This is a genomic window from Mesorhizobium sp. M1004 (assembly GCF_040318795.1).
GTDB lineage: Bacteria > Pseudomonadota > Alphaproteobacteria > Rhizobiales > Rhizobiaceae > Mesorhizobium.
This window is the reverse complement of the sequence record NZ_JAMYNB010000004.1, coordinates 399,503-412,960: the sequence shown is the minus strand read 5'-3', so window position 1 is coordinate 412,960 and position 13,458 is coordinate 399,503. Positions and strand designations below refer to the sequence as shown.

Below are 13,458 nucleotides of genomic sequence, written 5' to 3'. Positions count from 1 at the left end.
TGAAACAAGCCGAGAGGAAAAGACATGCCAGCCAAAAAAATCCTGATGCTGACCGGTGATTTCACCGAGGAGTATGAAATCTTCGTCTATCAGCAGGCGATGGAAGCGGTGGGACACACCGTTCATGTCGTGTGCCCCGACAAAAGCGCCGGAGACATGATCAAGACATCGCTGCACGATTTCGAGGGCGATCAGACCTACACCGAAAAGCCCGGCCATAACGCGCTGATCAACAAGACCTTCGCCGACGCCGAGAAGCAGCTGAGCCAGTACGACGCTGTCTATTGCGCCGGCGGTCGTGGCCCCGAATACATCCGCACCGACAGGCGGATACAGGCAATGGTGCGCCATTTCCACGAGGCGAAAAAGCCGATCTTCACGATCTGCCATGGCGTCCAGATTCTGATCGCGGTCGACGGCGTCGTGCGCGGCAAGAAGGTGGCGGCGCTCGCCGCTTGCGAGCCGGAGGTGACGCTTGCCGGCGGCATTTATATCGATTTGTCTCCCACCGACGCCTATGTCGATGGGACCATGGTTTCAGCCAAAGGCTGGACCGCGCTTGCGGCGTTCATCCGTGAATGCCTGAAGGTGCTGGGAACGGAAATCCACCATTCTTGAACCGTTTGTCCCGGCGCATCCCTGAGGGGATGCGCCGGCTCCCTCAACGGCGCGGCGACTTCCGTCATTTCATCAAGTTCAGATCAGGAACCTGCGGCAGGTGTGCTCCAGAACCTTGTGCCATCATCACCTCGGACGCCTTTAAGGCGCTGTCGCATCGCGTGCGTGCACAGCGCGCCATCCTCGTTGACCTTTCCCAGCTTGACGGGTCCGAACCCGAGTTGATGGACTCAATGGGAGGTTGACATGAAGTCGGCGCCCGGGAGCTGTCAGGGCTTCACGAACCGAAACGCGAAGCGATCGGTCTCGCCCTTGATCGCGGGATCGAACACCTTGATCGAGTGCGGGTCATCCTTATTCACCAGCACGGTGCTTTCCGCGTCCAGTACGAAGCCGGCCGCCTCCACCTCCTCGCGGACGAATGCAGGGTCGATCCGATGCAGCGACCGGGTGTCGCTCGTGCCCGACCCAGTGGCGGCGGCGTGGTCGACGATAACGTAGGACCCACCGGGTTTCAGCCGCTTGTAGACAGCTCGATTGAAGTCGGCCGCCGTCGCACCCTTCTTCTGGATCAAGGCGGTGTGAAGATCGTGGTAGAACAGGTGCAGCCATAGGACATCGGCTGGCTGCGTAATCTCCGGCATCGCGACGAGATCCGCCGAGGTGGCTTCGACGTTCTCTCGGCTCGGCTCCTTCGCGAGCGTTCGCATGAGGCCGACCGGATCGTTCTTGAAGTGGGCGACTTCGGCCGGCACGAAGCTGTAGACCCGCCCCTCTGATCCGACGATGTCGGAGAAGAGGCGCGTCCAGTCTCCGTCGCCAGGGTAAACGTCGATCACGGTGGAGCCCGCCTCGATTCGTGCGAACCGGATTAATTCGGACACCTTGGATTGGTCGTACATCGAAATCTCCTTAGGAGTGGATATTCTTCTCGGTGCTCATAGTGATTTCTCCATTTGCTCGGATCGGATCGAGCTTGATCCGATCCGAGTTCCGATCGCGTGCGTCGTCTCTTTGCCGAGGACGTCGCGCTCGTCAGTCGAATTTGACCAAGTCCTTGAAGATCAGATGGCCCCATCTGTTTCCGCGCGCCTGGACCAGCAGGCCACCTTCCGACACCCCGCCAAGGTTGATCGGCGCGAAACCGAGATTTTCCGCAAGCTCCCCAATCCGTGTTGCGGCAGCGTCATCGTCGCTTGCCAGGAACACGACCCTCCGGCCACCATGTACGGCCGGATCCTGATCAAGCACCGGGGCGACCAGATGGTTGAAGCCCTTGACCAGTTTTGCGCCAGAGAAGGCCTGCGCGATGAACTTGGAAGAAGGTTGTCCTCCCAGTTCCTCCGGGGGCACGCCATAGGCATTGGTCACATCGATGATCGTCTTCCCCTGCCAGGTAGGGAGCGCCTTCGCGACATTCGGGTGCGCCTCGAAGCGGACAGCCAAAAAGATGATGTCCGCCTTGATGGCTTCCGCCAGTTTTTTGGGGATGATCGTGGGTCCGATCGCGGCCGCATCGGCGGCAAAGCTTTCCGGGTCGCGTGTGGTTGTAACGGAAACTTCGATGCCGTTTCGGGCAAACGCCTTGGCAAGGGCTTGTCCGATATTGCCGAATCCTACGATTGCATAGTTCATAGTACTTCTCCGATCTGGTGCTAATGCCGGGGTCAGACTTGCGCCATGCCTCCGTCGACGGCGAGATCCACGCCGGTGACGAAAGAACTTTCATCGGAGGCGAGGAACGTTACGGCAGCCGCGATTTCCTCTGGTTTGCCCCTGCGACCCATTGGGATCTGTGACGCAAACTGGGCGGCCGCTTGCTCGGCTTGCTCAGGGGTAAGGCCAGTCATTGTCTCCAAGGCCGGCGCCTCGATTGGTCCCGGACTCATTGCATTGACGCGGATTTTGCGGTCTTTGAATTCCAGTGTCCAAGCGCGCGCGAAGTTGCGTACAGCCGCCTTGCTCGCGGCGTAGGTACTAAACCCTGGAAGCCCCAACACGTTCGACACTGAAGAATTCAGGATGATCGAACCGCCGTCTTTGAACAGGGGAAGGGCCTTCTGCACCGTAAAGAACAGACCCTTCACGTTCACATCGAAGGTCTGATCAAAATGTGCCTCGGTAGCGACGGCGAGCGGTGCGATCGTCCCCGCGCCGGCGTTGGCGAAGAGAATGTCGATATGACCATGTTTCACCTTCACGACGGCATAGAGGCGATCCAGATCTTCCAGGAGCGACACGTCACCCACGACCGTCGTAACGTTTTTCATGATGAAGGCTGCGGCCTCCTTCAACTCCTTCTCTCTTCGCCCGGTAATCACGACGTGCGCTCCTTCTTCTACGAAGCGCTTGGCTGTGGCCAATCCGATCCCGCTGCTTCCGCCCGTGATGACTGCGATCTTGCCTTCGAGTTTTTTCATAATTCTTTGTCTTTCGTTGCGCGCGGCCCAGGTACGGACCGCGCTGGGGGTCAGAGTTGAGCCAGGCCGCCGTCGACGGCGACTTCGCTGGCGGTCATGAAGCTGCTGTCCGGCGACGCGAGGAAGGCGGCCACGGCCCCGATCTCCGCCGGATTGGCCATGCGCTGGAGCGGAGTCATCGCGCCGTAGGCCTTCTGGCCTTCCTCGCCCAACGCCTCCTTCGCGAGTTCGGTCGCCGTCGCCCCGGGCGACAACACGTTTACCCGGATGCCGGTGCCCTTCAGGTCCTCCGCCCAGGTCCGCGCCAGGTTGCGCACTGCCGCCTTGCTCGCGCTATAGGCAGTGAACCCCGGAGCGCCCGTGGTGCCGGCGCTCGACCCGGTCAGGATGATCGAACCGCCCTGGCTCATCAGCGGCAGCGCCTTCTGGACCGTGAAGATCGTACCCTTCACATTGGTGTCGAAGGTTTCGTCAATGTGCCTGGCGGTGATCTGCCCGAGCGGAAGCGGACTTCCCGCCCCGGCATTGGCGAAGACGATATCGAGGCTTCCGCGCTCGGCCTTCACCGCAGCGTAGAGTCGGTCGAGGTCGGCCTCATCCGAGACCGAGCCCTTAACCACGCGGGCACTAGGCCCAAGGTCGGCCACGGCAGCGTCGAGCGCTTCCTGCCGGCGGCCGAAGATGAAGACGAAGGCGCCCTCCTCGATAAAGCGCTTGGCTGCGGCGCGGCCGATGCCCGTAGCGCCGCCGGTTATCACAGCGGTCTTTCCATTCAGTCTGTTCATTTCATGCATCCTTCGTTTCGCCGTCTCGTGTCTTTGGCTGTACGGGAAAGTCCCGCGAGAGCCTCAAGATGGGTTCGCCGAAGTCGGGCGGTGAGTGCGCAATCGCGCACATCGCTGGTGCGAAAACGATCCAGCTAGATGATTGAACGCCACGATGACCGCACGAACTTACGGCTGATCGTGTTAGTATGGGCTTTTGCAAGCCGCACTGCGCTGCGCAGGAATGCACCATGATCGACTGGGATGACGTCCGCTACTTTCTTGCCGCCGCGCGCGGCGGCTCGGTGCGTGCTGCCGCCGCGCACCTCGGTGTGAACCACTCGACCGTGCTGCGACGCATCGCTCAGTTCGAGGAACGCCTCGGGGCGCAGATGTTCGAAAAGCTGCCTTCCGGCTACCGCTTGACGGCTGCGGGCGAAGAGGTCCTCGATCTCGCGACCCAGATGGAAGCGTCGTCGCACCAGCTGGAGACGCGAGTCTTCGGTCGTGACCAGAGCGCGCGCGGGCTTTTGCGGGTGACGCTTCCACCGTTCCTCGCCACACACCTGCTCATGCCGGATCTCGCCGACTTCGCGCGTTTGCATCGCGACATCGAGATGGAAATCTTGTCGTCCGGTGAGCTGGCAAATCTGACCAACCGAGAGGCCGACGTGGCGATCCGCATTGTCGCCGACCGCAAGACCCTGCCGCTCAATCTTCACGGCCTGGAGGGACCGGAGCTGTTCAGCGGCGTCTACATGTCTCGCGATCGGCTAGCCGCGTGGCGTGCGGGCACGCCTGATCCCATCCGGTGGATAGGCATAGACAATCATGGAATTCCGGACTGGGCGCGCGAGGGAGAAGTTCACGTCACGGGAGTACCGTTCAGGACACCTGACGCCGAGACGCAGATCATCGCGGCGCACCAGGGGATTGGGATAACGAAACTGCCGTGCTTCGTCGGAGATGCCGACCCCCTGCTGGTGAGGGTGCCGGGGATCGACGTGCCCATGCATGGGACACTGTGGCTTCTCACGCAAGGCGAGACACGCAAGACGAAGCGGGTGCGGCTCTTCACCGAGTTCGTATCCCGCAGGCTCGCCACGTACGCTCCGCTTCTCTCGGGGCTGTCCATATCGCGCGACTGACGCCCGGCAGGTCCGCCGGCAACGCTTCCCGCAATCCGGGTGGAAGCCGAGCTGCGATCGCCTGAAGCGGCGTGTTCAATCCGCGAATCCAGTGGGAGTAGGAAACGGCGGCAGTAGCGTAGAGGTACCAGCCTAAGCTCGACCTCTTCCCACACCATGATCAGATAACGATGCCACTGTCTTCAGCGCGCCATCGAGCATGTCGCCTTTCTCGTCTTTCAGCGCAGCTTCGCGCAACCGCCTGATCCAGTCGGCAGCGTCATCGCGGCCCTTGACCAGATCGAGCGCCGACAGCACGCGATCGAATTTGGACTGGGCGCGGAGGTGGGTGTCGCTGTAGCCCTTGATCAGCCGGCGGCAGTTCAAGATTTCGACGGCGAGCGCGTAGTCCTGAGGCGCGTGGCTGAGCGCCAGCGCATACCAGCGCTCCAGATGCGCCGTCTCGACCTTGTGGCGCAACAGGCGCCGCCGCCAGCGGCGCAGGCCGCCGATGAACCAGAGGACCGCAAAGCCGGCAAAGCTGTCGGTGCGGATGCGCCGGCCATGATTGATGCGCCGGTCGAGAAAGCCTGCAAGTTTCGGTCGGTTCTCGATGTAGCTGCCCAACCCCGCCGGCAAAGTGCCGCAGAACTCCTCGATGCGCGGATGGAAATACTCGGTCACCTGCAGGATGGAGCCGTTCTTGACGCCCACCTCCTTGCGCACCCGCCGGTCACGCGTCGAACGTGTCTTGAGATCGGCGACGCGGATCATGTCGTCGTAGCACAGCGCGTTGGCCAGATGCTTGGCGGCAACGATGGACAATGCATGGGCATGGCCGGGATCATCGAGCGCAACGGCCTTGTCCAACCGGTCGAGATAGTCGCGGCCATAGGCGATGTCCTGGTAGTCGACGACCTTTCTCAGGCCTCGAAGCGCCATGTCGCGCACCGCCGCGGGCATCAGGTCGATGCGGGCGGCCAGCGCCTGCCAACCCTGCAGCAGGTTCTGCGGACCGCTCACGCGCCCTGCACCCGGAGCGGGTTCGACCGGGGCCGGTTCTGCCGGCTCTGGCGCGGGGACCGTCGTACCGCGCGCGCGGTCGTAGGCTACGGCGAAGGCAGCGAGGCTGGCTTTCGCGCCTCGGCCGCCGGCGCCGATCGCTTGCTCATAGCTTTCACGCGTGAACGGCAATGCGTCGGAGCCGGCCAGCGCGCCAAGCAGGCTGGCGGAAATCATCGAGCCATTGTCGGCGGCGATCTTTTCCATGTCGAAGGCGATGAAGCGTTTCGATGCAGCTTCCGCCGTCGCGTGTACCTTGGAAGACGAGGCCCGGCCGTCACCCGGCTCGATCTTTTCCGACACCGCCGCAATGCGATGCGAAGAAGCAATGAGCGTGGTGCGATCGGGCGTGACGAAGCCCCTGATGATGGCGCGGCCGGCTTCCATCAGCTCGGCGGCGATCAATATGTCGACGTCGCCCTGCGAAGGCGACAGGGCAAAGACCGGCAGCCGGCCGGTGTCGCGGGCCATCTCGACGTAATAGATCGTAGCGCCGGTGCGCTGGGCGACGCCGGCGACGGAGGTCGATTGCGCGACGTAACCATTGCGCTCGGCGACATCGGTGATCCAGTCGGCGAGCACACCGCCGCCCTGGCCACCGACCGCGAGCAAAGCGAGTTTGATCACCGGCTCGGTATCGGCGGCACCGGATTTCGGGCGCAAGGGCGAAGCCTGGTCAAGCATCGGCGAACGTCAACCTACGGCTCTCGCGGCGGCGCTGCATCAGGCCGATCACGGCGCGGCGAGCGCTTTCCAGGAAACGGTCCCAGCGGCCCGGATTGTGCACGACATCGGCGCGGTAGAAGGATGGGCACAGCACGGCGGCGTCCGCCACCTCCCCGCAATTGCCGCAGCCGACGCAGCTCTGGTCGATCGATGCCACCGGATCGTCACGCAAGGGATCGTCGAGCGATTTCACCGACAGCGACGGGCAGCCGGACAGCCGCATGCAGGCGTGGTCGCCGGTGCAGATGTCCTCGTCGACGCCGAATTTCGGCTTGACGACACGGGTCCCTCCCTTGATCGCCTTGTCGACCAGCGGCTTTTCGCGACGCTGGCGGTTGAGCATGCATTCGGAAGAGGCGACGATGACCTTTGGTCCCTTTTCCTCCGTCGTCAGCGCCTCGCGCAGCGTGTCCTGCATCTTGCCGACATCGTAGGTGCGGTCGATGTGGCGCAGCCATTTGACGCCCATGCCCTTCACCGCTTCGGTGATCGGATGCTTGGTCGACTTGGTCTTGTTGCCCGCACGCGACGACAATATGTCCTGCCCACCGGTGGCGGCGGAGTAAAAATTGTCGACGATGACGATGACGCCGTCATTCTTGTTGAACACCGCGTTGCCGATCGAGGAGGTCAGGCCGTTGTGCCAGAAGCCGCCATCGCCGACGAAGGAGATCGACCTCCGTTTGGCGTCGGGCGAATTGAAGGCTGAAGCCGAGGCCGGCCCGAGCCCGTAACCCATGGTGGTGGCGCCAAGCTCGAAGGGCGGCATGATCGAGAACAAATGGCAGCCGATGTCGGAGGCGATGTGGTGCTTGCCGAGTTCCTGCTCGACCAGCTTTGTCGCGGCAAAGATCGGCCGCTCCGGGCAACCGATGCAGAAGCCCGGCGGACGGCCCGGCACGACATTGATCAGGTCGGCGGTGTCGACGCCGTCGCCGACCTTGTTGGGCGCGCGCACCTCGCCCGGCAAGAGATGCGAGGCCTCGGCGCGCAGGAAGGCGCCGATGCCGTCGAGCATGACCTGGCCGGTGTATTCGCCGGCCATCGGCAGATACTCCTTGCCGACCAGCCTGGTACCGCGCCCGGCCTTGTGCAGCATGGCGGCAAAGGCTTGCTCGATGTAGTTGGGCTGGCCCTCCTCGACCACGAGCACCGCCTGCTTGCCTTCGGAGAAAGACAGGAACTCATCGTCTATCAGGGGATAGACGGCGTTGAGCACATAGAGCGGCACATCCGTCTCGCCGTAGGTGTCGGCAAGGCCGAGACGCTGCAAGGCGCGGATGACCGAATTGTACATGCCGCCCTGCATGACGATGCCGACCGAACCGTAATCCGAGCCGAAGAATTCGTTGATCTTGTTCCTCGCGATGAAATCGACAGCCGCCGGCCAGCGTTTTTGCACCTTCTCCTTCTCGTGCAGGAAGGAGGCGGGTGGCAGCACGATGCGGCCGGTGTCGCGGCGCGGCGCGTCGAGCGCATCGGCCACCGTCATCGGCGGGCGCTTGTTGTCCTTGGCTATGAAGTGGCCGTGGACGTGGCAGCAGCGGATGCGCACCTGCAGCATCACCGGAGTATTGGACGCTTCGGACAGCTCGAAACCATCCTCCACCGCCTTGACGATCGAAGGCAGGTTCGGGCGCGGGTCGAGCAGCCAGACCTGGCTTTTCATGGCGAAGGCATGGCTACGCTCCTGCATGATCGAGGAGCCCTCGCCATAATCCTCGCCGACGATGATCAGCGCGCCGCCGGTGACGCCGCCGGAGGCGAGATTGGCGAGCGCGTCGGAAGCGACATTGGTGCCGACAGTCGACTTGAAGGTCGCCGCGCCACGGATGGGGTAATGCACCGAGGCCGCCAGCATGGCGGTGGCGGTGGCTTCCGAGGCGCTCGCCTCGAAATGCACGCCGAGTTCGCCCAGAATGTCCTGCGCGTCGGCCAGCACGTCCATCAGATGGCTGATCGGCGCGCCCTGGTAGCCGCCGACATAGCCGACGCCGCATTGCAGCAGCGCCTTGGTGATGGCGAGAATGCCTTCGCCGGCAAATTCCTCGCCGGCGCCGAGCCTGAGTTTTTCGACTTCCTTGGCAAAAGACCGTTCGGCCATTTTTCCAACCTTCCGTTGCCGGCGGTGCGGCCGGCGCCTAACGTCTAGATGTCGTGCTTGCGAATGTTCTTCAGCATCTTCTGCAATGTGGCGATCAGCGCCGCGTATTCGGCGTCGTCGACATCGTCGAACATCGCCTCGAACGCGTCATGCATTGCCGGCCAGGCGCGCGCGAACTCGGCGCGGCCGTCATCGGTCAGGAAGACATGGCGGATGCGGCTGTCTGTGACGCCTTGCTCGCGCCGCACGAAGCCTTGCCCTTCCAGCGTGTCGAGCGTGCGGCTCAAGGTCGACTGCTCGATGACGGTGTAGACCGAGAGGTCGTTGACGGTGACGCCGTCGGTGACCGACAGCACAGCCAGCGTGCGGACCTGCGGAATGGTTAGGCCCTGCTTGCGGAAATCGTCGCGCAAGGTTGCGTTGTAGCGCCCCATGATGCGGTTCATCAGATAGGGCGCGAATTGCTGCAGGCCGATCTGGCCGAGGGTCGAGATGTGCTGGCGCTTTTCCAGAACCTTCTGCTCCATCACAGCCTCCCCGCCAGGAGAAAGCCGGAACCGCCACCGAGGCCCGCGCCTGGATGGGTCGAGGCGCCGATATGGTAGAGGTTCTTGATGCCGGTCTGATGGTTGCGGCTGGTCTTGAACGGCCGCCAGAGGAACGACTGGTCGATAGTCGACGAGCCGCCATAGGGGTCGCCGCCGACCAGGTTGATGTTCATCGCTTCGAGATCGGCCGGCGAATAGGCGCGGCGCGCAATGACGCTATCCTTGAAGCCGTCGATGTGGCTGGCGAGGATCGCCTCCGCGCGGTCGGCATAGGCCTCGCGCAGCGCGTCGGTCCAGCGGCCGCCAGCCGGTGCATGCAGCGCGCCTGCGGCGTCGCCCTTGATGTGCCTGGGCGCCTCGGGCAGTTGCAGCCACAGGATCGCCTTGCCCTCCGGGCAGCGCGACGGATCGAGCGCATGCGGCTGGCCGACGCAGATGGTCGGCACTTCGGGCAGCATGCCGCGCGCCGCCTCGTTGCAGGCTTTCGAGACGCCATCGAGCCCCGGCGTCAGGTGCAACAATGCCACCTGGTCCAGGCCATCACCGCGCCATGCCGGCGGCTTGTTCAGCGCATAGTGAATCTGGAAATTGCCTTTGCCGTAGCGATATTTCTGTGTCGCTTCGACATCCGCCTTGGGAGCCTCGCTGCCGAGCAACCGGTGGTAAAGCTGCGTCGGCGTGACCGAACAGATGACGCTCTTGTTTGCTGTAATCGTTTCGCCCGAGGCGAGCCGTACGCCGGTCGCGCGGCCACCGCTCTGGACGATCGAGGCGACATCGGCGGCGGTACGGATGTCGCCACCACGTTCCCTTATCAGAGCTTCGAAGGCGGTGAGCAGGGTCTTCGCTCCACCCTTGACGATCGGCGCCCCGGCCGCTTCCAGCGCGAAGGCAATGACCTTGGCGATCTGCCCTGAGAAGGCGTCTTCCGGTCCGAGCCCGGCGTGCAGCACCCAGGGCGCCCACAGCGCGCGGATTGTCTCGGACCGATAGGTGCTTTCCAGCCAGCTGCGCGCCGGCACCAGTGCTTCGCCGAGAAAGGTGGCAAGGCCGCGTGGGCTGCGCCGCCAGGCATCGCCGGCCAGCAGTTTCGCCGTCGGATAGGACCACAGGCTGCCGCCGAGCAGGCCGAACAACAGGCCGGCATTGCGCTCGATGCCGCTGACATCGTCCGCATACCGGTCGCCATCGTCGGCGGCAATCGCATTGATTGCCGCGACATTGGCGGCGCGGTTGGTGGTGAGCACTGCATGACTGCCGTCCGGCCGCAGCACGCCGGTTGGCGTGCCGGTGTGGCAGAACTCCAACCCATGCCGCGCGAGGTCGCCGCCCAATGCCGCAAAGGCCGGCGAGGTGATGAACAGCACGAAGGTGGTTGCCATCACGTCATGGATGAAGCCGGGTGCGGTGATCTCCTCGGTACGCATGCAACCGCCGATGCGGTTGTTGCGTTCGAGGATGAGCACCTTCGCGCCCTTGCCGCCGAGCATCGCCGCGCAGACCAGCGCGTTGATGCCGCTGCCAACGATGATGTGATCCGGCTGGCTCACCGTGGCGTGCTCTCACCTAGCCGTTGGATACAAGCGCCAGCGCGCGGATCGGGCTGCCGGTGCCATGTTCGATCTTGAGCGGTGCGGCGATCAGGATGGCGCCCTTCGGAGGCAACTGGTCGAGGTTGCAGAGGCTGGCGAGGCCATAGCGGTTCGCCTTGTGCATCAGCGTGTGGGCCGGAAATGGCGGCTCCATGCCGCCGGCCTTGCCGGCATCGGTGCCGATCGTCTCTGAGCCCCAGCCCTTGATATCCTTGCTGATCAGGAACTGGATGGCTTCGGCTGTCGGACCTGGCGTATGTGGGCCGGTTTCGTTGGCGTTGAGGAATTCGGCTTCCGAGCCATTGCGCTTATACCAGTCGGTGCGCATGACCACCCACTCCCCGGCGTTGATGGCGCCATGCTTGGCTTCCCACGCCTTGATGTGGTCGACGGTGAGCAGGAAGTCGTGGTCGGCGGCGGCTTCCTTCGAGCAGTCGATGACATTGACCGGACCGACGAAATTCTGCGCCGGAATGGTGTCGGTGGCGCCGTCCGGATAGTCCTTGCCGCTGATCCAATGCTGCGGCGCATCGAAATGCGTGCCCGAATGCTCCCCAAGCTTCAGCCAGTTCCATGCCCACCACGGGCCGTTCTTGTCATAACGGGAGATGTTATGGATCTCGACCTTTGGCGTGTCGACGGCAAGCTCCGGCGGCAGCTTGATAAGAGGCGTATCGGGTCCGAGTTGCGCAGAGAGGTCGACCACCCTGATGGCGCCTGAAAGCAGCTGGCCGGCGACTTCGCCGAGGAGTTTTTGCGTGTCCATGGTCTGAAGTTCCCTCTTCTGGTGAAGATCCAGGCTCGTCTCGGCCCTTAATATCCTACTAGACGAAAACATATGCATCTGCAATTATCTTTAAGCATAAAGGAAATGGGAACGGGGCGTGAGCGAGTTCGACGCCATCTTTGTCGGGGCGGGCCACAACAGTCTGGCGTGCGCTGCGCATCTGGCGCTCAAAGGCTGGAAAACCGGGATTTTCGAGCGCAGTGCAGCAATCGGCGGCGCCGTCCAGACCCACGAATACACCCTCCCAGGCTTCCGGCACGATTTCGGTGCGATGAATCTGAGCCTGTTCGCCGGCTCCGCCTTCCACCGGAAATATGCAAATGAATTGAAAGCACAGGGTCTTGAGTTCGCGCCGGTCGCCGACTGTTTTGCCAGCGCCTTCCCGGACGGACGCTGGTTCGGCGTCAGCAACGATCTGGAAAAAACCACCGGCCGCATGGCCGCTTTCTCCGCCGCCGATGCCGCGACCTGGCGTAGACTGGTCGCCGCCTTCCCGGCAGAGGCCGAGCATCTGTTCCGGCTGCTGGGCTCGCCGATGAGTGCCCGCGCGCTTGCCGGCACCGCCTGGAACCTGTGGCGCAAGAAGGGCATGTCGGGCGCATTCGACACCGCTCGGCTTTTGCTGTCATCGCCGCGCGCCTGGCTGGAGGAAAATTTCGAGTCCGCGCATGTGCGGGCAACGCTTGCCACCTGGGGCATGCATCTCGACTTTGCACCCGACACCGCCGGCGGCGCCGTGTTCCCCTATCTGGAATCCATGGCCAACCAGACCTTTGGCATGGTGATAGGCAAGGGCGGCGCCGACACGATCATCCGGGCGCTGGCAGGTATGGTCACCTCGGCGGGCGGCAAGATCGTCACAGGGACAGAGGTTGCCGAAATCACCGTTTCCGCCGGCAAGGCGACCGGCGTGCGGCTTGCGTCCGGTGAGACGCATACGGTAACCAAGGCGGTCATTGCCGGCGTCGCGCCCAGGGCGCTGACCGGCAAGTTGCTGCCCAACGGTTCCGGCGACACCGGCTTCGACACGGCTATGCAGAAGTTCCGGCACGCGCCGGGCACGATGATGATCCATCTGGCGCTCGACGACCTGCCGGACTGGCGCGCCGGGGCCGAGCTGCGGCAGTTCGCCTATGTGCATCTGTCGCCCTCGCTCGACGCGATGTCGCGCACCTATCAGCAGGCGATGGCGGGCATGCTGCCGGACCAACCGGTGCTGGTCGTCGGCCAGCCGACAGCGGTCGATCCGTCACGCGCGCCGCAGGGCAAGCATGTGCTGTGGGTGCAGGTGCGCATGCTGCCCGCCGAAATCCTGGGCGATGCGGCCGGCAAGATCGCGCCCGCGCATTGGGATCAGGTCAAGGACGTCTATGCCGAACGCGTGCTCGACACCATCGAGATCTACGCACCCGGACTGCACGCGAAAATCCTCGGCCGTGCAGTGTTCTCGCCAATCGACCTCGAGCGTGAGAACCCCAATCTCGTCGGTGGCGACCAGGTCTGCGGCAGCCACCATCTGGCACAGAATTTCCTGTTCCGCCCGGCGCGCGGTTATGCCGGCTGGAACACGCCGGTCGGCAATCTGCATCTCATAGGCGCCGCGACATGGCCCGGCGCCGGCACCGGCGCGGCCTCCGGCTTCATGCTCGCGCAACAGCTTGGCGGGAGGTAGCTCGCAAGATTTCATGAAGGCGACGAGAGGCAAGGCGC

Annotated in this window: 12 protein-coding genes; 3 read left to right on the top strand and 9 right to left on the bottom strand. The window is 63.4% G+C overall.

Annotated elements, in window-relative coordinates; translation table 11 throughout:
- Positions 1-24: 24 nt before the first annotated feature.
- Entirely contained in the window at positions 25-618 is a 594-nt protein-coding gene (locus tag NKH54_RS11230) for a DJ-1/PfpI family protein (RefSeq protein ID WP_023710073.1), read from the top strand.
- A 269-nt stretch (positions 619-887) separates the two neighbouring features.
- Here NKH54_RS11230 and NKH54_RS11225 read toward each other — a convergent pair whose 3' ends face one another.
- The 4 genes from NKH54_RS11225 to NKH54_RS11210 form a co-directional block, all read right to left on the bottom strand.
- Positions 888-1,520, bottom strand: coding sequence for a class I SAM-dependent methyltransferase (locus NKH54_RS11225; RefSeq protein WP_023710072.1), 633 nt, complete (start codon positions 1,518-1,520; stop codon positions 888-890).
- Between the two features lie 133 nt (positions 1,521-1,653).
- A complete protein-coding gene (locus NKH54_RS11220; RefSeq protein WP_023667785.1) occupies positions 1,654-2,253 on the bottom strand; it encodes an NADPH-dependent F420 reductase in 600 nt (199 codons plus the stop codon).
- Between the two features lie 32 nt (positions 2,254-2,285).
- A complete protein-coding gene (locus NKH54_RS11215; RefSeq protein ID WP_023710071.1) occupies positions 2,286-3,038 on the bottom strand; it encodes an SDR family NAD(P)-dependent oxidoreductase in 753 nt (250 codons plus the stop codon).
- A gap of 50 nt (positions 3,039-3,088) precedes the next feature.
- Positions 3,089-3,823: an SDR family NAD(P)-dependent oxidoreductase gene (locus NKH54_RS11210; RefSeq protein ID WP_353028223.1), complete on the bottom strand. Its 735-nt coding sequence runs from the start codon at positions 3,821-3,823 to the stop codon at positions 3,089-3,091.
- A gap of 230 nt (positions 3,824-4,053) precedes the next feature.
- On the opposite strand from NKH54_RS11210, the gene NKH54_RS11205 reads away from it, so the two are divergent.
- A complete protein-coding gene (locus NKH54_RS11205) occupies positions 4,054-4,950 on the top strand; it encodes a LysR family transcriptional regulator (protein ID WP_023710069.1) in 897 nt (298 codons plus the stop codon).
- Between the two features lie 132 nt (positions 4,951-5,082).
- On the opposite strand, the gene NKH54_RS11200 is transcribed toward NKH54_RS11205, so the two are convergent.
- From NKH54_RS11200 to NKH54_RS11180, 5 genes are read right to left on the bottom strand one after another with little or no spacing between them, the layout of a single operon-like run.
- Positions 5,083-6,675, bottom strand: coding sequence for an indolepyruvate oxidoreductase subunit beta family protein (locus tag NKH54_RS11200; protein WP_023710068.1), 1,593 nt, complete (start codon positions 6,673-6,675; stop codon positions 5,083-5,085).
- Entirely contained in the window at positions 6,668-8,821 is a 2,154-nt protein-coding gene (locus NKH54_RS11195) for a thiamine pyrophosphate-dependent enzyme (protein ID WP_023710067.1), read from the bottom strand. Before NKH54_RS11195 ends, NKH54_RS11200 begins: the two co-directional genes overlap by 8 nt.
- A 44-nt stretch (positions 8,822-8,865) precedes the next feature.
- Positions 8,866-9,348, bottom strand: coding sequence for a MarR family winged helix-turn-helix transcriptional regulator (locus NKH54_RS11190; RefSeq protein ID WP_023710066.1), 483 nt, complete (start codon positions 9,346-9,348; stop codon positions 8,866-8,868).
- Positions 9,348-10,919, bottom strand: a complete 1,572-nt coding sequence (locus NKH54_RS11185; protein WP_353028222.1) for a phytoene desaturase family protein — start codon at positions 10,917-10,919, stop codon at positions 9,348-9,350. Before NKH54_RS11185 ends, NKH54_RS11190 begins: the two co-directional genes overlap by 1 nt.
- Before the next feature lie 16 nt (positions 10,920-10,935).
- On the bottom strand, positions 10,936-11,727 hold the full coding sequence (locus NKH54_RS11180; protein ID WP_023695181.1) for a cyclase family protein: 792 nt from the start codon (positions 11,725-11,727) through the stop codon (positions 10,936-10,938).
- Between the two features lie 118 nt (positions 11,728-11,845).
- Here NKH54_RS11180 and NKH54_RS11175 point away from each other — a divergent pair, with 118 nt between their 5' ends.
- A complete protein-coding gene (locus tag NKH54_RS11175; RefSeq protein ID WP_023726249.1) occupies positions 11,846-13,420 on the top strand; it encodes a phytoene desaturase family protein in 1,575 nt (524 codons plus the stop codon).
- The last annotated feature ends 38 nt before the right edge of the window (positions 13,421-13,458 follow it).